Origin of the sequence: Nocardia sp. CC201C, assembly GCF_030010695.1 — a bacterium.
GTDB lineage: Bacteria > Actinomycetota > Actinomycetes > Mycobacteriales > Mycobacteriaceae > Nocardia > Nocardia otitidiscaviarum.
In genome coordinates, this window is record NZ_JASCXP010000110.1 from 1 (window position 1) to 18215 (window position 18215).

Annotated in this window: 18 protein-coding genes and 1 pseudogene; 9 read left to right on the forward strand and 10 right to left on the reverse strand. The window is 66.5% G+C overall.

What is annotated here, in order from left to right; translation table 11 throughout:
• Positions 1-312: 312 nt before the first annotated feature.
• Positions 313-1437, reverse strand: coding sequence for a site-specific integrase (locus QK444_RS14155; protein ID WP_282780493.1), 1125 nt, complete (start codon positions 1435-1437; stop codon positions 313-315).
• Between the two features lie 1060 nt (positions 1438-2497).
• Positions 2498-2629 (reverse strand): annotated as a pseudogene (locus tag QK444_RS36475) (hypothetical protein); the annotation flags it as partial.
• 270 nt (positions 2630-2899) lie between these two features.
• Between QK444_RS36475 and QK444_RS14165 the strand changes: the two are divergent.
• Positions 2900-3664 (forward strand): hypothetical protein, encoded by a 765-nt coding sequence (locus QK444_RS14165; RefSeq protein ID WP_282780495.1) that lies wholly within the window; start codon positions 2900-2902, stop codon positions 3662-3664.
• 12 nt (positions 3665-3676) lie between these two features.
• Here the strand turns inward: QK444_RS14165 and QK444_RS14170 are convergent, their stop codons facing one another.
• Both QK444_RS14170 and QK444_RS14175 read right to left on the reverse strand, forming a co-directional pair.
• Positions 3677-4075 carry a nitroreductase/quinone reductase family protein gene (locus tag QK444_RS14170; protein WP_282780497.1) on the reverse strand — a complete coding sequence of 133 codons (399 nt, stop codon included), beginning with the start codon at positions 4073-4075 and terminating at the stop codon, positions 3677-3679.
• Between the two features lie 191 nt (positions 4076-4266).
• Positions 4267-4602, reverse strand: coding sequence for a spore germination protein GerW family protein (locus QK444_RS14175; RefSeq protein WP_143981355.1), 336 nt, complete (start codon positions 4600-4602; stop codon positions 4267-4269).
• Between the two features lie 273 nt (positions 4603-4875).
• Between QK444_RS14175 and QK444_RS14180 the strand changes: the two genes are divergently transcribed.
• Positions 4876-5565: a hypothetical protein gene (locus tag QK444_RS14180; protein WP_282780500.1), complete on the forward strand. Its 690-nt coding sequence runs from the start codon at positions 4876-4878 to the stop codon at positions 5563-5565.
• A complete protein-coding gene (locus QK444_RS14185; RefSeq protein WP_282780501.1) occupies positions 5565-6860 on the forward strand; it encodes a hypothetical protein in 1296 nt (431 codons plus the stop codon). Before QK444_RS14180 ends, QK444_RS14185 begins: the two co-directional genes overlap by 1 nt.
• Before the next feature lie 116 nt (positions 6861-6976).
• Here QK444_RS14185 and QK444_RS14190 read toward each other — a convergent pair whose 3' ends face one another.
• Complete coding sequence (locus tag QK444_RS14190) at positions 6977-7705, reverse strand: hypothetical protein (protein WP_282780503.1); 729 nt, start codon at positions 7703-7705, stop codon at positions 6977-6979.
• A 384-nt stretch (positions 7706-8089) separates the two neighbouring features.
• Here QK444_RS14190 and QK444_RS14195 point away from each other — a divergent pair, with 384 nt between their 5' ends.
• The 3 genes from QK444_RS14195 to QK444_RS14205 all read left to right on the forward strand — a co-directional run bounded on the left by QK444_RS14195 (position 8090) and on the right by QK444_RS14205 (position 12552).
• Positions 8090-10099, forward strand: a complete 2010-nt coding sequence (locus QK444_RS14195) for a hypothetical protein (protein ID WP_282780505.1) — start codon at positions 8090-8092, stop codon at positions 10097-10099.
• Positions 10096-11580 carry an ABC transporter substrate-binding protein gene (locus tag QK444_RS14200; RefSeq protein WP_282780507.1) on the forward strand — a complete coding sequence of 495 codons (1485 nt, stop codon included), beginning with the start codon at positions 10096-10098 and terminating at the stop codon, positions 11578-11580. The genes QK444_RS14195 and QK444_RS14200 overlap by 4 nt, the downstream gene beginning before the upstream one ends.
• Before the next feature lie 180 nt (positions 11581-11760).
• Positions 11761-12552 carry a hypothetical protein gene (locus QK444_RS14205; protein ID WP_282780508.1) on the forward strand — a complete coding sequence of 264 codons (792 nt, stop codon included), beginning with the start codon at positions 11761-11763 and terminating at the stop codon, positions 12550-12552.
• Between the two features lie 5 nt (positions 12553-12557).
• Here the strand turns inward: QK444_RS14205 and QK444_RS14210 are convergent, their stop codons facing one another.
• The gene (locus tag QK444_RS14210) at positions 12558-12764 is read right to left on the reverse strand and encodes a hypothetical protein (protein ID WP_282780510.1); all 207 of its coding nucleotides are present in this window, start codon (positions 12762-12764) and stop codon (positions 12558-12560) included.
• Between the two features lie 352 nt (positions 12765-13116).
• Here QK444_RS14210 and QK444_RS14215 point away from each other — a divergent pair, with 352 nt between their 5' ends.
• Positions 13117-13641 (forward strand): HAD domain-containing protein, encoded by a 525-nt coding sequence (locus QK444_RS14215; protein ID WP_282780512.1) that lies wholly within the window; start codon positions 13117-13119, stop codon positions 13639-13641.
• Positions 13641-14255, forward strand: coding sequence for a DUF6000 family protein (locus tag QK444_RS14220; RefSeq protein WP_282780522.1), 615 nt, complete (start codon positions 13641-13643; stop codon positions 14253-14255). The genes QK444_RS14215 and QK444_RS14220 overlap by 1 nt, the downstream gene beginning before the upstream one ends.
• Before the next feature lie 252 nt (positions 14256-14507).
• On the opposite strand, the gene QK444_RS14225 is transcribed toward QK444_RS14220, so the two are convergent.
• The 3 genes from QK444_RS14225 to QK444_RS14235 form a co-directional block, all read right to left on the reverse strand.
• Positions 14508-15518: an LLM class flavin-dependent oxidoreductase gene (locus tag QK444_RS14225; protein WP_282780514.1), complete on the reverse strand. Its 1011-nt coding sequence runs from the start codon at positions 15516-15518 to the stop codon at positions 14508-14510.
• 24 nt (positions 15519-15542) lie between these two features.
• Positions 15543-16187 carry a maleylpyruvate isomerase family mycothiol-dependent enzyme gene (locus QK444_RS14230; protein WP_282780516.1) on the reverse strand — a complete coding sequence of 215 codons (645 nt, stop codon included), beginning with the start codon at positions 16185-16187 and terminating at the stop codon, positions 15543-15545.
• 183 nt (positions 16188-16370) lie between these two features.
• Positions 16371-16664 carry an antibiotic biosynthesis monooxygenase family protein gene (locus tag QK444_RS14235; RefSeq protein ID WP_282780518.1) on the reverse strand — a complete coding sequence of 98 codons (294 nt, stop codon included), beginning with the start codon at positions 16662-16664 and terminating at the stop codon, positions 16371-16373.
• A gap of 230 nt (positions 16665-16894) precedes the next feature.
• On the opposite strand from QK444_RS14235, the gene QK444_RS14240 reads away from it, so the two are divergent.
• Positions 16895-17467 carry an AraC family transcriptional regulator ligand-binding domain-containing protein gene (locus QK444_RS14240; RefSeq protein ID WP_282780519.1) on the forward strand — a complete coding sequence of 191 codons (573 nt, stop codon included), beginning with the start codon at positions 16895-16897 and terminating at the stop codon, positions 17465-17467.
• Here QK444_RS14240 and QK444_RS14245 read toward each other — a convergent pair.
• A complete protein-coding gene (locus QK444_RS14245; RefSeq protein ID WP_282780520.1) occupies positions 17464-17655 on the reverse strand; it encodes a hypothetical protein in 192 nt (63 codons plus the stop codon). The two genes, QK444_RS14240 and QK444_RS14245, sit on opposite strands and share 4 nt — an antisense overlap.
• Positions 17656-18215: the final 560 nt, after the last annotated feature.

Consider the following 18215-nt stretch of genomic DNA (forward strand, 5'->3'; position numbering starts at 1 on the left):
GAACAGAATCCGCGCCGCCGCAACAATCGCCGCCCGATTCCCCGCCGCCGCCCCAGGCCCTTTGTTCCGCCGCCCGCCCGAACTCATCACCAGCACATTACCGGAGCCACCCGAACCATCGCTCTGGGCTGATAGGTGACCTCGACCTGGCACCTGATACGTCTCGGCCACAGCCATCGACATTGCGGAGGGCTGTCTGACGGCGGTGCGACCAAACCACGCCGTTGTACGCACCCCGGCAGTGACCCTGTGCAAGCGGCGGGGATTGGTGAACCGACTGGGGGTAACCCCGCAGGCTTGTTTCGCTGCGGGCTACTCGGAAGATCGAGTGATCTCGAGTGCAATTTGGTCGACGTCGTGCCACATCAGTCCGGGGCCGGAGGCAAGCGGGTGGGGTTCCCCGGTCATCGCCACCAGAGCCGCCGCCACTTCCTCGATTCCTGCCCGCGTGTAGGTGGTCGTGGCTCCGAGAGTGTTCTGAAATGTGTGTCCCGCGTAGGCTTTCGCCACCGAATGGCCGTAGTTCCGCTCGACCCACCGCAGGGTGGTGTGCCGGAGCCAGTGGGTTGTTATCTGATGAGTGGCGACGACAGGCACCTGCTGCCCGATGCGTTTCCACAGGACGTCGTACCGGCGTTTGGTGATCGGCATTCCATCGCGGTATCGAAGAAGTGATTGGGCGCAGTCTTCCCGGAGGAGGCGTCCGTTGCGGGTCTTGTGCCTGTTCGGATTGAAGCACTGGATGCGCTCCGCGTGGTGGTTCTGCAGGGCGGCCATCAATGTCGGTGTCACCGGCTGCCACCGTTCGGTCCGGCCCTTTTCTCGGAGAAGGATCAGCGACTGCGTCGGATCAAGGTCGTGAATGCGCAATGCCAGTGCGCCTCCGAGTCGGCACGCTGTTTCAGTATGGAGTCTGATCAACAGGCTGTCGAGATGCGGATCGGTTCCGCCCTCGCCTGCCGCGCGGTTGATCGCCGCGAGTACATCATTCGGCAGCGCCCGGCGGTTGGACGGCAGCGGCCTGGGCCGTTCCAACCGCGCTGAGGGATCGTCGGCTCGGGAGATGTACCTGTCATCGACCGCGAACCGATACAGACAGCGGATCGCATGGTAGAAGTGCTCGCTGGAGTAGCGGCCGCCGCGGTCGTTGCGGCGGATTCGGCGCTGATGACGAGTCGATTCGATGAGTGATTTGAAGTCGGTGACCGTGGGTTCGTCGAGTCGCTTGTCCGGCCAGAGCCTCTTCCAATAGTTCATATACATGTCGCGAGTGACCGTCGCCGGCATCGCGTTGTATACGGTGGTGATGTACTCGGCGAAGGTCGGTATCCGGTGCTGACTATTCGACGCTTCGCGTAAATCGTCGAGGGTTACCCCGAGTCGATCGATCAGCAGCATGGCGGTGCCGATGTCGGACGTGGGTGCCGGATTGGTCATCGCTGACCTCCGGTTCGGCCGTCGGTAATGCGCTGTATCACCAATGCGTCGAGCACCGAAGCAGGAAAGATGACGAGTTGGTTGTGAGGAACGACTGCGGTCAGGAGTACGCGATCGCCCGGGCGAATCCCACTGACTCGGCGAATCGCGGCAGGGATGCGGATATTGCCGTCGCGGCGGATATGGATGCGTGGGTGTTCTCCGGGGGAGATGATGAGCAGCCCCGTGTGGAGGCGACAATCGAACCTGTCCCCGGGCTTCCAATCGAGCGCCCTCAGCAGCGATCTGGTCGCAATGCGTCCGTCACTGTCGACGTGACCGACGCCATGGAACGACGAGCGATCACGTACTTCGGGGCGGAGCGGGACGATCGATGGAACGGGCAAGCCGGACCGAGCGCGGGGCGCGATTGTCGGCTCGAGAGGTCTCGGACGGGAGGAACGGGTGTCTATGCGGGTTTCGCAGTCCGATTCTCGGGCGGATTCGCCCCAGAAATGAGATCGAACGCTACTTCAGTCACAGATACGCGTCGAGTCTGCCCTGGCTAAGACGCACTTGTCGGGAGCACCACAGTGTCAGGAGAGGGGAGCCCACGCGGTGGCCAGTTGCAGGTGTTGACCGCTGGCGGCGATGTCCGACCATTCGGCGTAGTCGCCGAACGGCAGGTTCTGCTCCGCGTCGTCGGTGATGCCCAACGCGGAGCATCCTCGTCGTTCAGGTACGCGACCGTGCGGCCGCCCGCCCGAACCGATACCGCCCATTCGCCTCGGTCGCCGCCGGGCTCGGGGACGAGCTCGACGATCGGTCGCAGCTCGTCGCCGTCGGTCAGGAAGTCCTGTGGGAACGGGCTACGAAGGGCCGGCAGAAACGGGGGCTCGATGGTGAGTTCGTATTCGCAGAATGTCCTGGCCTGGGTCCACAGCCGGTATCGATCACCGGCCTCGTGTCGCACGGTCTCGTCGACACGCTCGTGGTCGAAGTCTTCGTCGACGTTCACGCTGAAATCCGTTGCCAGACAAGCGAGCCCGGAGTCCAATCCCTGCCCGACCGGCCGGATCTTCCATTCGTCGCCATGGCGGTAGACCTCGCCGCAGAACAGGGCCGTTTCGGTGGTCGCATCGCTGGTGATGTATGCGGTGGCAACGGCTGATGCTGTCCCTTGCGCAGCCTCGGAGCGGACACAGCGATCCAACCTTTCTCTCGTGTGAACACTCCAACTGCGCAGCGATCACGTGTGTTGGTCGGGTGGGGCGAAGATAGTCCACCGGGGCGCCACGAGCCGTCGTATCTGCCTGACGTGGCTCGATTTATCACCTATCCCGTGCAACAGATCCCCTTGTCGGTGCGCTGGCTGACGATGGTGGTGGCATCTCGTTCATATTCCTTTGGTCACCACAGGAATACGGCGTGCTGTGCGCCGCCGGAATCGGCGCGATGCCTACGACGAATGTGAGGGGATTCGATGACTGTCACCGACCGCCCAGCCCGCCAAGGCCAACCCTGGACCGCCGAGGACTATGCGTTGCTGTTCGATGCGCTCGCGCGCGGCCTCGACGATGACGATATCGCCGATCTCTGCGAGCGCACGGTGACCGGTGTCCGAACGCGGGCGCGATGGCTGCTCGACAATGCGTATGCGGAGAAATCGGCGCTGGGGGCATTGGGCAGGATGGCGGCCGCGCCGGATTTCGAGTGGGAGGACTTCGTCAGGGAAACCCACCAGCGGCACAGGCTGCCGCTGTGGGGCGCGGCCGCCGATGAGGTACTGACCACGGGATGGTCCGCGGCGCGGCCGCCGACCATGGCCGAGTTGACCGAGCGGCTGGGTGCCGGTGAGTGCGATATCGCTCGCCGGTGCATCCGATTGCGGCTGGCCGAGCATTGCGGCGACGTCGTCGATCGTTTCGGTGCGGCGAGTGGGGGAGAGCTGGAGGTCGTGGCGCGGCTGGCACGGTCGGCGGTCCCGATCGGCGTCTTGACCGTCACCGACGGCGGCGGAGCGGTAGTGCATCAGTCGCTGCATCCGAGTCTGCGCGCCGTACTCGCTGCGCTACCGGGCCTGAACCTTGCCGAGGTGGTCGAACCGGCGGCGTGGACGGCTGCGCTGCGCGCTGTCGGGGAGGGGCATACTCGTGCCTTGCGTACCGGCGTGTGGGGTGAGTGGCCCGAGGACCTCGTTGCGAGCGCGGATCTGCCCGATCCGGCGCAGTCGGCGCGGAGCGGATGACGCCGGGCTGTCCTACCGCGTGATCCGGAAGACCGGGTAATCGGCGGCGATGCGCTGCCAGTCCGCGAGAGGCGCGTCGCGCCCGACCGGGATGTGCGGGCGCGCGCCCGGCGCTATCTGGACATAGCGCCGCAGGATGGGAGGTCTGTGTGCCGGTTCCACCTCCGTCAGTCGGACGTCCTCGCGGCGGCCGTGGCGCAGTACCGCCCGGCCGTGGGCCGCGGCCAGATTGCGCACCCAGTTGACGTTCGGACCGAGCATCGACACCACATACCGTTCGCCGTCGACCTCGGTCAGGACGATCGGAAACCAGATGAGCCGTCCGCTGCGCCGTCCCACGATGCCGAGCGCGGCTACCCTGCGCGGGGCGACGCCGAGCGCGAACACCCACGCCGATGCTCGATTCTGCACCCGGGCAAACCAATTCGGTCGACCGGTTCGGTACAGCCAACGCAGATAGTCGCTGTAGCTTCGCATCACAACCTCGTACGGTGGACTCGTCGCCACGGTAGCACGGTGCGGCGCACTCGACTCCGGAGTGATCACGGACGCGGCGGGCTGCCGTCTCGTCGGACGACAACCCGGCGAACGTCCTTGAACACTTACCGTTCGTGCGCTCTGGCGATGCGCGCACCGATGATCATCGCGACGGCGATGACGAATCCGGCGACGGTGATCACCCGATTGACGTCGACGGCAGGTTGCCAGCGCAACTGCCCGTCCTGCAGCACGAACGCGCCGACCGGTTTGGCTCCGATGCCGTAGCCGCCGCCGGAGCCTTCCTGCCCCTCCTTGTCGTGGCCGCCACCGCCGCCCGCGCCGCCGGAGACCGCGGCGGCGGCGATCACCGTGATTCCGTCCCGCTCGACCGGTTCGGCGTAGACGCGCTTCACCGTGGCGTTGTCCTTCGCGGCCGCGAGGAGTTCTTCGACCTTCATGATGTTGCCTCCGTGCTAGGTGTCGGGCACCTCCCAGTCTCGGCCGGTCCGGCATCCGGAACAGGGGCCGATGGACCCGCAAAGCTGCGCGAAAGACCTCAGCGTGGTCATCTGGAGCCTCGCCCGATCGAGACGGTGGAAGTGAGAATCGTTCCGTCCCAGGGCTTACCGCTGAGCGTGACCCGATCCCGGGCCACCGAATCGGGTGGGCCGATTGGCGACCAGCTGGCCGAACGACCGCGCGGAGCCACCGGTATCGCTACTGTTCTCGCTGTGCTGGTGATCTCGGTGCAGGCCATCCTGGAGGAGGCCACCTCCGACGCCCGCTTCGACGGAGGGAATGTCAGGCAGCTGTCCAGTCTGCTGGAGGCGGAGAACCTGGCGCGGCTGCGCAGGGACTACTCGACCGTGTGCTTCCTGGCGTTCGATCCGGTCGCGGACCGGCCGGTCGCCGACTATGTACAGGGGTGCACGCTCGCCGATGACAGCGGGCCGGACATTCTGGTCATGTTCACGTGGCACCAGCCCGCGCCGATCGTGGTTCCGGTCTCGGGCAGCGTCACCGGCGGGTGGGGAGAGATCCAGCGCGGAGTGAATCCATCGTACGAGTTGCTGCGCACGCTGTTCGACGGTGGGCGACGCGTGCCGCGCCCACCGGGGCTGGTCGTGTTCGGCGACTTCGCCGAATCGACCGATGGCGTGTTTCTCCCCCTGCCCCAGGAGAACTCGTACGCGGTCCGCAGCCATCTGCGCACGGTTTTCGCCGATATCGAGGAGATGGCCCAGCACACCAAGCCGCGAAAGTTCCTGGACGCTCTCGGTGTGCACTGGACCCAGGCGGGTCTGGAGTACGAGCGGACCACCGCGCGCCCCATTCGGGAATGGCTGCTCAAGGGATTTCAGGCGGCACGGCGAAACGGTGGTGACATCGTCGGGGTGGTCGGCGGGCTCGGGGTGCTGTGATGATCCCGATCGGGTTCATGGTCGATCGCGGTGTCCGGGGGCTGGACACCCTCGCGGAGGTGCTCGCCTTTCTGATGAAAGAGGCATTGCTCGTCAGTGCGTTCGAGGCGGTGACGCCGAACGCCGCCGACAGGGTGTCGGTGCGGCGCTCGCGACACGGTGTCGTCTATTCCTTCGCCCAGGACCTCGAGCGGGCGACCGGTCTGCGGTTCACCGCTATGCGGACACCGTTCCTGCACCACGCTGTCGGCGGTTCATCCGCCGTCGAACTGAGTGGCTACCTTTCCGAGCGCCCGCACTACCCGCCGTCGGACTGGCTTCTCGACCTTTTCGTGCGCTGGGAGGCGCACACCGAGGTGCGCCGGAACTCGGGGTCGAGCCGGCAGTCCGACGGCGACAGCTATGTGTTGGAGTCGGCGCGCCTACAGCGAGCCGCGCTGCATCATGCTTGGAAGTGCGGAAGTCTCACCACCGCAACGGACTATGTCGTCGACATGGTGGAGAGCGGCTTGTGCCGCGACGCTCGCGGGGCGGCGCGAGCGCTCACGCTGCTGCTGTGGGCGATACGTGACACCGACACTCCGGAGGAGTTGGCTCGCCGCTACTTCGACGGTCAGGTGCCGGCGACCATGAACGACTGGGCGCACGCGCCGCTCACCGAGCCCGACCGGCCCGCCCGCGTCTCCAGATCGGCGTCTGCGGCACTGACCGGCCTCATCGAGCGTCCATGGTTGCGACTGGCGGATGCGCGCGGGGCCTCCGATATCGACGCGTGGTTCATTGCCCTGACCCGGGCGGTTGGCGTCATTCAGTGCACACTGTATGTGCTGCAATGGATTTCCGATCGTATTCCGCTCGGAGCACGTGCCGTTCACGGTCAACTCACCGAACTCGACGCCGACTACGCCGTTCTCTGTGCGATGCTGCGGCTCGACGGCACAGTGGACATGTCCCGAGTCGTCGCGCACCAACGCTCGCAGGCGGAGGTGTTCCGTCGTAAGGGCGACAGCACCGGCGACCGATTCGCGCACGAGCGAATGGTGGTGCCACGGTTGCTGCTGGAGCATGACGGTGAGCTGCCGCCGTCCTGGCGGTATCCCGGATGGCGCACCGCCACACTGCTGAATCCGCCGCAGGCTGTGCTGGCACACCTGTCGCCTACACAGGCTCTCGTCGTCGACCCCCTCGATCCCGGCCGTTGGCGAGTGCTGGCACGACGATTCGAACAAGAGGGTGCGTCGTGGGCCGCGGCGATGTCGGAGCACGTCGCCACAGCCGCCGAGAACCCTCGATAGCCGGAGCGACGCGACGTGGGGCCGCTCGCCGTGACGTGGTTCCGGAATTGGCGGCGGTGTCGGGTCGAGCACGGGTCTGCGGCACAGGACTCCGTACGTATCGTCCGAGGGAGTGCTCAGAATGCGGCCTGCACCGCCGCGAGCAGGTCGTTCGCTGACTGGGTCAGAGGACCCAGCGTGTCGGGGGCGAGCGGTGGCATCGCGTCGATCGCGGCGTCGAGCGAGGTGATCGCGCTGGTGGTATCGGGGCTGACCGCGGCGAAGGCGTCCACTGGCGCGGGAGTCGGCGAATCAGTCTGGGGCACAGAGGCGTTAGCGCTGGGTGTGGGTACGTCTGTAGAAGTCGGTTCGGTGCCGGAGCCCAATGCGCCACCGATGGTTCCGCCGATAACGGCCCCGCCGACCAGGCCGACCACATCCACCGGGATGGCCACCGCCAGACCCCCGAGCAGACAGCCCGCCAGCCCGCCCACCGCCGCGCCGACCGGGACGCCCGCACCCACGGTCGGAAGCCCGCCGATGACGCCACCGGCGATCGCGCCGACCGTCGCGCCGACTCCACACCCCACGATCTCCAAGGGAAAGACGACGACCTTGCCGACCACGGCGCCGATGACGGCACCGGCCGCGGTGGACGCGGTGCGGCGGTCGGATTCGTTGCGAGGGAAGCCGATATCGTCGTAGGCGGTGGCGATCCGCCGTTGCGCGTCGTCCACGGAGTTCTGCGCTTGTTCCCGGAGACCGGGGTCGATCCCCTCGGGCAGGGGAATCGTCTGGGAACCGATCCGCAGGTGGTTGAGATCCCGCGTCGCGGTGGGTGTCTCGGCCGCGTCGAAGCTGCCCACGACGGGTCGGGGGAGGTCGGGGTGCTGCGGTGCCGCGGTAGCGGTACCGGACCCGAATGCGAAGAGCGCGGGCACTGCGATCAAAACCGTGTAAGCGCGCGGGTCTGACATCGGCACATCCCCTCGATCGGGCGAACCACCGTCGGGCCTCTCGGGGTGGACCCGAACCTGAGACGGCCACGCCGAACGTGATCCTACTCCGAACGTGATGCCTTCCAGATTGATTCGCGATGTCGAGTCACGCCCCGCCTGCGCGACCTCGGCGGCAGTGTTACGAGTTGACGACGGTGTGCAGCACCGGGCGTTCGGTTCGGCTGCGGTGACTAGCATCTCCGGTACGCATCGATCGGAATCGGATGAGCTCTGGAGCGGGTGGGGATGGCGATGGATCCACCGCGGCTGTCGGGCACCCGCCCCTTCACCGGGTGGTTTCTCGAACATCTGCTCGCCCGGCCGCGGGGGCACGATGTGGACTCTCCGATCGTGGTCGCGGTCGGTCCGCGAGGTACCGGAAAGACGGCGCTGCTGAGCGAGATTCGGTATCGATGCCGGGAGATACCGCACGTGTATGTGGATTTCGAGCATCGAGAGGCGGAGCCGAGTGAAGTGCTCGGTGAACTGGCGTTCGGGCTGAGCCGCCGTCGGACGCAGTTCGGTCGGCTGGCTTTTCCGCGACTGTGGCTGTGCCTGTTGGTCGTCGGCAGTTCGATCCACACCGACGCCGACGATCGTCGGCGTGCTCTCGACGGGTTGCGACGAGTCGTCGCCGGGAGCCAGCCGATCGAACGTAACCACGGCACCATCACACAGCTGGTGGAATTCGCTGACGGGGTGGTAGCGGGCGGATCGGGTCTGCCGCCCTGGGTTTCGTCGGCGACCGGGTTGCTGCTGCGAGGTCTGGGATGGTTCGACCGGCGGCGGCTGCTACGGCACATCGGTCGGCTTTCCGCCGTCGAGGACGGTCCCGAGGACGCCCTGATAGATCTGGCCCGGTGGTCGCACGGCGAGGGCGAAGCCGAGCGCGGCGAGGTCGACACCATCTTCTGCGAGGCGTTCCTCGGCGACCTGCGGCACGCCTACTCCGGGTTCAACCGGAGCAGGCGGACCCTCAATTGCGTTGTTCTGCTGGACAATGCGCACACACCCACGGGCCGGAAGTTCCTGTCCGCACTGGAGCGCAGCCGGTACCGGTCGGATGCGGAGAACGATCCGATGGTGGTGTTCGCTACCAGCCGGACCTGGATGCCGCGGTGGAGCGAGGGCTGGCACCATCCGGGCAGTCAGCTGCCGCGCGGCCCACGGCATCCATCGACACAGCTGACCGGTGGGCTGAACATGCCCGCACCGCGCATGCTCACCGATATCACCGCGGACTGGCATCAGCACCGCGAATCTGCCCCCTGCCCGTGGCTGCCCTGGTACCTCGTCGATCTCGGACGATTGGCACCCGAGCAGATCGCCGATGTGGCGGCCGCCCGCGGCATGCGTCCGGACGCGACCCTCGTCGGTTTCGTGCATCGACTGACCGACGGCCATCCCGGCGGTGCCATCGATGTGCTCGGCGCCGCGTCGAATTGCGGCTACCAGGAGAGGCCGACGCGGTTGCGGCAGGTCATGACCCTGCGAGTGCCGCCCTCGACCCTGCCCGGTCATACCTCCGAGCAGCCGCCGACGGTATCGGAGAAAGCGCGCGAACATCTGCTGCGGGATTTCGACCACGCCGCCGAACGTCGCGACCTCGTCACGGCGAGCGCGGCCCACACCATCGACATGCTGTACGAACCCGAATTGCTGGACTCCGCCCGTCCGGACGCGGCCGCGCTGGTGGAGAAGTTGCGTAACCACCTGTGGATCCGGGAACAGCCCGGTGTCGGCTTTCGCGTCAATCCGTGGCTGCGTCGAATCCTGTTGTCCGAGTTGTCCGAGCGAGCAGCGGACGATCCGCGCGACTGGGTCGCCACACACTCGATCTGCCGCGACAGCCTCGCGCGGCGGGAGCGGACAGCGGAGGCGTGCTATCACGACCTGGCGTTGGCGAACGTGCCCGCCGTGGTCGCCTACCTGCGTCGGCCCTTCGACGCGCCGGGCACCGAATTCGATGTCGCGGCCGCGACGGCGTGGCTGGCGGACCTGGACCTCATCACCTCCGCGCCGAACCGGCTCGCGACCGATGTCGCGCCCATCGACCAGATCCAGCCGATTGTCGGTGAGCCGGAGGACGAATTGGGCAGCAGCCTGGGCTGGTTGACCGCCGCACTCTGGATCACGCACGATCCGCTCGGCGATCCGGATGCGACGTTGCACGCCATGATCCGCAGCGAGCTCCAGCATCTGGCGATCGGGCGGGGCAGCGGGTCCATGGTGCTGTACGAGCGTGCGGAGAGGTATCGATGAGCGGTCGAAGCGAACCGATAGCGCCACCGCGACCGCCGTGGCGCCGGTGGGCGTGGATCGTCGGTGGCACCGTGCTGGTGGTGATCGCACTGGTCGCGGCGTTCGTCGTGGTTCCGTCGGTGCGGGACGCGCTGCGTGCGTGCGGGGCGGGCGTGACCCGTACCGGCGAATCCGGTGAATGTACGGGCGTGACCGACGGCAACTACGTCTTCGCTCCGGAACTCGACGACGTGCAGCGACTGATCCACGCGGAGAACCAGGACGTCGCACGCCGGGACGAGAACTACGTCAGCGTTGCGGTCCTGCTGCCGATGACGCTGCGGCCGGGGGATGAGGTGACGATGCCCTGGGTGCGCCATCAACTGCAGGGTGCCTACCTCGCCCAGCACGCCGTGAACCATGACGTGACCGCGAGCGGCGGTAGGCCGCTCATCCGGCTGCTGCTTGCCAATCCCGGTAGTGGACTGCGGGATTGGCAGCGGGTGGTCGACGAATTGCGTCGGCGCGCGGACAGCGATCGCATTGTCGCCGTCACCGGAATCGGGCTCAGCACCGAGAATGCCCGGGAGGCGATGGAGGAGCTGTCCGAATCGCGGATGCCCGTGTTCGCCTCCACCCTCACCGCGGACGATCTGACGGGTATCGGCGGTTTCGTCCGGGTGTCGCCGACCAACTCCGCCCAGGCGCGCGCCGTCGCGGACTATCTGAAACCGCAGCACCGCACGGCCCTGCTGGTACAGGACCGAAATCCCCGCGACCACTACCCGCAGACGCTCGCCACCGCGTTCTCGGAGGGCTTCGTCGATGCCGATCATCGACTCGCCGCCCCGACGGAGTGGTATTTGTCCGACGCCGGCAGTGTGGCCAACGCGTTCTCCCTCATGCTGCCCAATATCTGCGCGGCCCGACCCGACGTCTTGTATTTCGCCGGTCGCGGAGCACACGCGACCTTGCTGATCAAGGCACTGGCGGAGCGTCAGTGCACGGATTGGCCGATCACCGTGGCCACCGCCGACGATCTGTCGCAGTACGCCGCACCGGACGATGCGGTCAGCCGCACGCTGAACAGCGGTGTGCGCGTGGTCTTCACCGGGCTGGCGCACCCGCAGGCGTGGCAGGTTCGGCCGGAGGCTTTCAGCGCGGGTTCGATCGCCAAGTTCACCGACTCCTGCGATACGTGCTACCCCACGTTGTTTCCGGGGGATTCGCTCGACGACGGAGTCGCCATCATCGCCTACGACGCGGTGCAGGCGGCCGCGTGGTCGATCCGGAGCGCGGCGGGCGACACCGTCACCGACGTCGCCGCGACCGATGTGCTACAGGTCATGAACAGATTGCACGGCCGGTCCGCGATCAGCGGTGCGAGCGGTTCGATCGCCTTCGACGAGATGGGAAACCCGATAGGCAAGCCGATTCCGGTGCTCGAACTCCGATCGGATGCGGTTCCGGGGTTCGCGGGGCTGAGCTGGCCCGACAGCTGAGCCGGCCGCCGCGTTTCCGCGCGGACGGGATGGCCGCGTCGATCAGAGTCTCTTTGATATTGCGGTCTCATTGGTATTGCGCGCCAGTGGAATTCGCTTGGGTAGCCGGATCTTGTAGCGGTGTATGCTGCTGAGGTTCGTCCCTTTCCACCACGCAGTGCTGTCGACGGAGTGGGAGGGATGTCCGTGCACGACGACTACGTCGTTCCGCCGAAGGGGTACGTGCCGATCAGGGCTTGGCCGCACTCGATGCGCCTGAGCGTCTGGTACGCGCTTCTCGGCGCGGTGCTGGTGGTCGTGGGCAGCCTCGCCGACAAGCCGACGGGCACGATGCTCGCAGCGGTCGGGATCATGATGGTACTGGGGTGGGTGTTTCCGCGTCGAACGACAGTGGAGAGCCGTTCGGCCCCACCGGTTCTGCACGCGCAGCGGCTACGCGACCCGCAGTTGATCGCGGTGCTGTCCGGCGTCGGACTCGGGGCCGCGGCCCTCGATAACGGGCTGCACGGCGGGGGTCCGTTCTTCGCGATCCTGGGAGTCGTGGTCATCGCGCTCACCGCGTATGTGATCGTGCAACGGCTGGTGGTGTTGCGCGCCTACACGATGACCTTCTCCCCGGTGAGCCTGACCATTACCGGCGGAACGCTGGTGCACGAATTCCCTTGGGACGACATCGAAGACGTAGAACTGGTCCCGCGCCCGTGGGCGTCGCGGGAATCATCACTGAAATTCACCTGCCGAACTGCCCGGTCCGAGCTGCACCGCAACGGGCCGATCGAACGCTCCGGCGCCTGGGGACGGCAGTTACGCCCCACTATCTGGATCATCAACACCCTGAGCTGGTCCGTCGACCCCAACGCCCTGCTCTCGACCTTCCGCTACTTCCTCGACAACCCCGACCGGCGCACGATCGACGCTGGGGAACTGGCATCGATGCTCGAATCGGACGAGCCGGAATTCGAGCTGTGGTGAGTGGATCAGTTGGCGTGCAGGACGAAGAACAAGAAGCACAGGAATCTGTTATCGAGGCTTTCGCCCAATACCTCGGGAATCAGATCGCGGGCGGCGGGCAGGGCCGGAGGTTCGCTGATAACGCTGATGTGGAACCCAGCCGTGGTGAAGGCGTCTGTCATCGCATGTAAAGGCCGGTCCCAGAAACTCAGGCGGGCGGTCTGACCGCCCATGGTCCATTCGTCGATCCGGTTGCGCGTCTGCGGCGAACAGCGGTCCTGAGCCGCAGCCGACGTCGAGGATTCGCCGCCCGGCGACGTCCCCAGCGAGTTCCAGGATCGCGGGCCGGTTGTAGTATGCGTGCAGGAGTCCGGTCTCGTTCTCGATCGTGTAACCGTCGGCGATGTTGTCGTAGCCGCTCGGCTCAATGGGAATTGGGTGGCCTTCTGGGACCGGCGTCATGTGCCCGATTCTGTCACGATCTGTAGGGCTGCGAGGTGAAGCCTTGTCAGGCAACCATTCCGGCTGATTCGACCCGTTGACCTGCGATTGGGGCCAGTTCCGCTGCTGTAGTCTTCCACCAGTATGACTCCGGACCGCCGCCCACTGATCTTTCTCGACGTCGACGGACCGCTCATACCCTTCCGTGCGAAGCCCGAAGGTTACCAAGAGGACTCGACTCTACGAGAAGCGCAGCACGCCGTGAACCCGCTCATCGAACGAGTCGACCCCACTCTGGGTCCGCTGCTGTCGGGCCTGCCCGGTGATCTGGTCTGGGCCACCACTTGGGGGAACGAGGCCAACCGTTCCATCGGTCCACTCCTGGGTCTACCCGAACTGCCGGTGGTCGAATGGTGCGACCGCACCGACGATCGCATCGACGAATGGTTCGGATTGCACTGGAAGACACGCACTCTGGTCGAGCGGTCCGCCGGAGCGTCGTTCATCTGGATCGACGACGAGATCGGCGACGACGACCGGGTATGGGTAGCCGAACATCACCCCGGTGGGGCACTCGTGTACCGCGTCGACCCGCGAGTCGGTCTGCGGCACAGCGACTTCGTCGCGCTCCGCGCCTGGTTTGCCAGGGGCCAGGGCAGGATGGCGTGATGAGCTTCCGGTTACCCGCAGATCAGCCGAGTCTGGCACTGATACGACGGTGGGTCATCGGCGATTGCGCCCCACCCGGCCGCTACATGAGACTTCGCGGCGCAAACCTGCTGCGTGATCACCCCGACCGACGCGAATTCGAGGCGAGCTTGTCTCGAGACGCACGCGAGATCACCGACGACGAACTACGCACGCTGCTCGAGTTCGACTGGCGACCACGGCTGACCGCGTCCTGGCTGATCGGTCTCGACAAACGGACCGACTTTCGAGCAGAACTCGCTGAGCTGTTGCTTGCCGATGAACTCGTTCACGCCGGCTGGGGCTACTGCCTCGCACTCGCCCGCTTCGGTACGCCCGCCGACGTGGACGTCCTCGTAACCTACCTCACCCGCCCAGCCGGCCCGGCGAAGTCCGGCTACAGCCGCGTGCCGGCACTCGGTGCGCTGTGCGCCCTGGACCGAACCCTCGGTACCGCCCATGCGACTCGTTTCCTGAACGCAGCAGCCCAGAGCGCTCAGCCGCCATCGGGAGGCTCCCGACAATCGCCCGTCGACAGCGGGGTGATCACGCGACTGTGCGCACTCTCGGACCGAATCATGACACGCACCAGCTGAGCTGAAAGGCGGCTCAGCGTGGCGAGCTCCGTTCTCCCACAGAGATATGCGGCGTTCCGTCGCCACCAGCGTAGGTCTCCAGTGGCGGATTCGGCGTGGGGGATTCGCCGTGATTGGTCAGCCGACAGATGTCTGGTTCCGTCGGCCCGATTCCACGCCGCTGCGGCCTAACGGTAGCGGTCACAGCTGGGTCCAGTGATGTAGCCCTCTTCGCAGCCGCGCTGTGTTTGTACATCACCACTGGTCGGTGGGTCACCGCAGAGAACCCCGCAACGTTCGTACCCGTTGACGACGCCGTCGTCGTTGCGGTCCTCTTCGGGGTTGTACGGATAACCGCCCCCGGGATTCGGGTTGGAGTTCGGCTCGTCGGCGAGGTATGAGCAGCGCGGGTCGGTCGCCGAGTATGAGCCATCCGTGTACACGGCGGCGCCGCCGATATCGCAGTGCAGCAGCGTAGGTTCTGCTGGCGGAATGTACGTGTCGCAGCTTGGTTCGTAGCCCGTGGAGCCGTCGGAATACAGGGCAGGAGAAGCCGAGTTCCTCGCGTCGTCGCTGAATCTCCTCGGCGGCGGCCGCCGGGTCGTCCGGGAGGACGGTCATCGCGTCGGCCGCGTGCAGGGCGGCGGTATCGGTGTCGGGTGGTGCCATGTGCGGTGCGACGGTGTCGCCGACGACCGGTACGGCGAGCGCGAGTTCGATGGCGTTGTCGGAGCGGAACTCTCGTGTCATCCGCTCGACCTCGCCGCGCGGCTGATCGCCCAGCACCAGGGTGACCGTATCCGCGACCTCCGCCGCCAATGCGCGGGCCTTCGGGCCGTAGACCGCCATAGCCACCGGCGTGTGACGGTCGGGTCCGTCGAGTTCCCGCAGCCTGGTGATGGTTTCGCGGATCTGGGTCAGCCGCTCGCGCGGCGGCGGAACGTCGGGTATGCCCTTGTCGCGCAGCTCGTCTTCGATTCCGGGCCTGCCGGTGCCGATACCCATCTCGAAGCGGCCCTCGGTCAGCAGCGTCAGCGAGTGCGCCTCCCACGCGGTCAGCCAGGCGGGGCGGAACGGGGAGGCGTACACCCAGCTGCCCACGCGCAGATCGGTCAGCGCCGCGGCGGTGGCGAGCAGGGGAGCGGGCGCCGGTTGCAGCTGCGGGAAGTCGGGTACCAGCAGTGTCGAATAGCCGCTGTCGGCGATGCGGCGCACCCGATCTCGCCAGGTCGGCACGTCGCTGCGGAGCGGGGCGACGACCCCGAATCGGAATGGTGTCGTCATGGGTGCAACTCCTTGTTCGCGGATCTAGCCGAGGCTGCGCTCGCGCAGGGTGTCCACGCCGGGGCCGGTGAGGTCGTCGCAGTAGACGGCTCGCCCGGCCATCGCCATGGTGAGCGCGAGCGTCGTACCGCTGACCAGGGGCCCGGTTCCGGTCGTGAACGGGCCGTCGCTGGCTTCCAGGCGGAGTCCCTCGATCGCGCTGCGGCTGGTGACCGTGAAGTCGCGGCTCGCGTAGAAGTGTGCGACGGCGGTGGCGGCTTCGACGGACGGTTCACGAAGCAGACCCAGCGGACGTCGGATGTCCTGTGCGTGCACGACCACCTCACCCAGCCAGGCCGCCGTATGCCCCGACGCGGCGGTGGTGCTGGTGACCACCGCCCGAAACCGCTCCAAGGTCTCCGCCGGAGTCGCTCCCCGATGCTCGGCCAGCCGCCGCGCATTGTGCTCGTCGAAATCGAACCGGACACCGACGACACTGCGCAGCCACCGTAACCGCCCGATACTCGCCGCCGCGGTGAGATGCGCGACGACCTCCTCCACCGTCCAGTCCCCGCACAGCGACCGCTCGGCCCACCGCGCATCCTCCAACGCGGCCAGATCATCGGCCAATGCCGCACGCTCGGCGTGGGCCATCGCCCACAACTCGTCACGGGTAACCGGCTTCGTCACGCGAGGCAACCTCCTAGTTCGGCGCTGTCGCATGTCGACAGCGCGGGCTTGACCCATCGATCGCACGGCACGATCACAGGCCACTGCTGTATCGACGACACCGGCCGCGAATAGTCATCGGTCGACCCGAGCGAGCTGCTCGGGAACCCGACGCTTACGAGCTACTGACAGCCGCCACGGGTCTCATACGGCGATCTGGTCGTGGAAGCCGAAGCGCACCTCGCCGTCGGCGAACGCGGCGAGTTCGGCCAGTACGCCCGATTCCTGCCGCCACGCCAGATAGGCATCGAAGTCGGCGCGGGAACGCCACTTCTCGACCAGGAGGACCCGGTCCGGTTCCTCCTGATTGCGCGCCACTTCGACGCTGATGTTGCCGGGGAAGGTGCGGGTGCTCGGCAAGTGCTTCGCCAGGAAGTCGCGAAACTCGTCGAAACGGTCCGGTGTGGTCACCATATCGATCGTCACATACGTGGTCATTGCGTTGAAAACCCCTGGCCTGCTTGAGTATTCGCCTATCGGAGGGATCGGACACGGCAAGCGTAAACGAGGTGGGGCGCATTGTCTACTACGAAATGTAGTAGCGATTCTCGCTCGTAGTCGCCGGCCCGGGGAGCGGGGCGGGATGCCGATTTTCCGAACACGGCTCGCACGCCGCGAGATAGCATGTCGCACCGACCGACTGGCAGCGACGGGTGCGGGAGGTGGGTGTGGGGACCGATCAGACGCTGTTGCACCGCTTCGTGCTGAATCAGCTGGCGCGGGCGGGACTCGATCGGGAGCGGATGATCCGGGAGTGCGGTGTGCCCGGGTGGGCATTGTCCGGGGACGGCGTGCACGTATCCAGCGAGACGTTCTGGCGGTTGTGGGAGATTGGGGCGCGCTGGCTGGACGATCCGGATGTGGCGCTGCGGGTGGCCAGCCGCTACGAACTGAAGGCAACCCGGCTATACGACTATTTGTTCGTCAGCGCACCGACGGTCGGAGCCGGGCTGGCGACATGCGGCCCGTACGTTTCGGCGGTCACCACCAATCACCGCTTCGATCTCATCGACGGCGATCGCGGCCCGATGCTGCGACTCGATATGGTCGACGGCGGGGGCCGCGCGCGTGATCACACGCATCTATGGGGATTGACCGCCGTGTTGACCCGAGCCCGACGCGTCGTCGCGGCACCGCTGGATCCGATCGTGGTGCCTCCATGCGCCGCGCCACGCTGCGCTGGGCGGTGGCGAGCCGGACGCCGGTGGTCGCCGGGCCGGAGTTGGACCCCGAGCCGCTAGACCCTGAGGTGACTGGCGGCGAGGGTCCAGAGCAGCGATGGCGGCATCCCTTCGAGGTCCCAGCTCCCAGCGATCGCGCGTGAGGTGGTGACCAGCCCCGGCACATCGAAATCATCGCGTGTCGCAGTACCTTTGGCCTCCAGGGCCGTGATCACGTAGGCGACAGCGCTCTCTCGGGTGTGGGGCACGGCATCTCCAATCACATGTCGACAGGCACGGTGAACCGCGAATGAGAATGCTCTACAACTGATTTCGCTCCAAGATCAGAACGGCGCGACGCCCTGCCGCGCATACCGACTGTCACTGTCGCAGGCGCTCCCGGCGGGCGGCCAGGGCGGAACGCGCCAATCTCGGGCAAACGTGCCAACTCCGTGGCTAGGCGTTCCTGGCGAACGGGTTCCGGTCGTTACGCATCGTCCGTGATGCTCCGGGTCGCCGACCGACCGCGCGACGGCGTGCTGTCTCGATTGCCTGGATATTGCGGCGTTCTACGCGACCGTCCAGTGTTGGAAGCGTCCCGATCTTCGCGTACAGGTAGTGGACGAACCGGTTCGATGGCTCCGCGACAGCTGTACGGATGCGCGGTGCTACGCGGCGGTGTTGCTCGTCGCTCGTTGGCGGTGCACGCAGCAGACCTGACCGGTAATATCAATCGGCGTTATCCAAATGCGCTGCAGTCGAAAGAATCTGGCATGCCGTGCCCTCGAAACCGGCCGAGCGGTTTGCTCGGTGTCGACGGCACGGCACC

Coding starts and splice junctions, on each gene's coding strand:
- QK444_RS14155 (WP_282780493.1), bottom strand. CDS start 1,437: ATGACCAATCCGGCACCCACGTCCGACATCGGCACCGCCATGCTGCTG.
- QK444_RS14165 (WP_282780495.1), top strand. CDS start 2,900: ATGACTGTCACCGACCGCCCAGCCCGCCAAGGCCAACCCTGGACCGCC.
- QK444_RS14175 (WP_143981355.1), bottom strand. CDS start 4,602: ATGAAGGTCGAAGAACTCCTCGCGGCCGCGAAGGACAACGCCACGGTG.
- QK444_RS14185 (WP_282780501.1), top strand. CDS start 5,565: ATGATCCCGATCGGGTTCATGGTCGATCGCGGTGTCCGGGGGCTGGAC.
- QK444_RS14195 (WP_282780505.1), top strand. CDS start 8,090: ATGGATCCACCGCGGCTGTCGGGCACCCGCCCCTTCACCGGGTGGTTT.
- QK444_RS14200 (WP_282780507.1), top strand. CDS start 10,096: ATGAGCGGTCGAAGCGAACCGATAGCGCCACCGCGACCGCCGTGGCGC.
- QK444_RS14205 (WP_282780508.1), top strand. CDS start 11,761: ATGTCCGTGCACGACGACTACGTCGTTCCGCCGAAGGGGTACGTGCCG.
- QK444_RS14210 (WP_282780510.1), bottom strand. CDS start 12,764: ATGGGCGGTCAGACCGCCCGCCTGAGTTTCTGGGACCGGCCTTTACAT.
- QK444_RS14215 (WP_282780512.1), top strand. CDS start 13,117: ATGACTCCGGACCGCCGCCCACTGATCTTTCTCGACGTCGACGGACCG.
- QK444_RS14220 (WP_282780522.1), top strand. CDS start 13,641: ATGAGCTTCCGGTTACCCGCAGATCAGCCGAGTCTGGCACTGATACGA.
- QK444_RS14225 (WP_282780514.1), bottom strand. CDS start 15,518: ATGACGACACCATTCCGATTCGGGGTCGTCGCCCCGCTCCGCAGCGAC.
- QK444_RS14235 (WP_282780518.1), bottom strand. CDS start 16,664: ATGACCACGTATGTGACGATCGATATGGTGACCACACCGGACCGTTTC.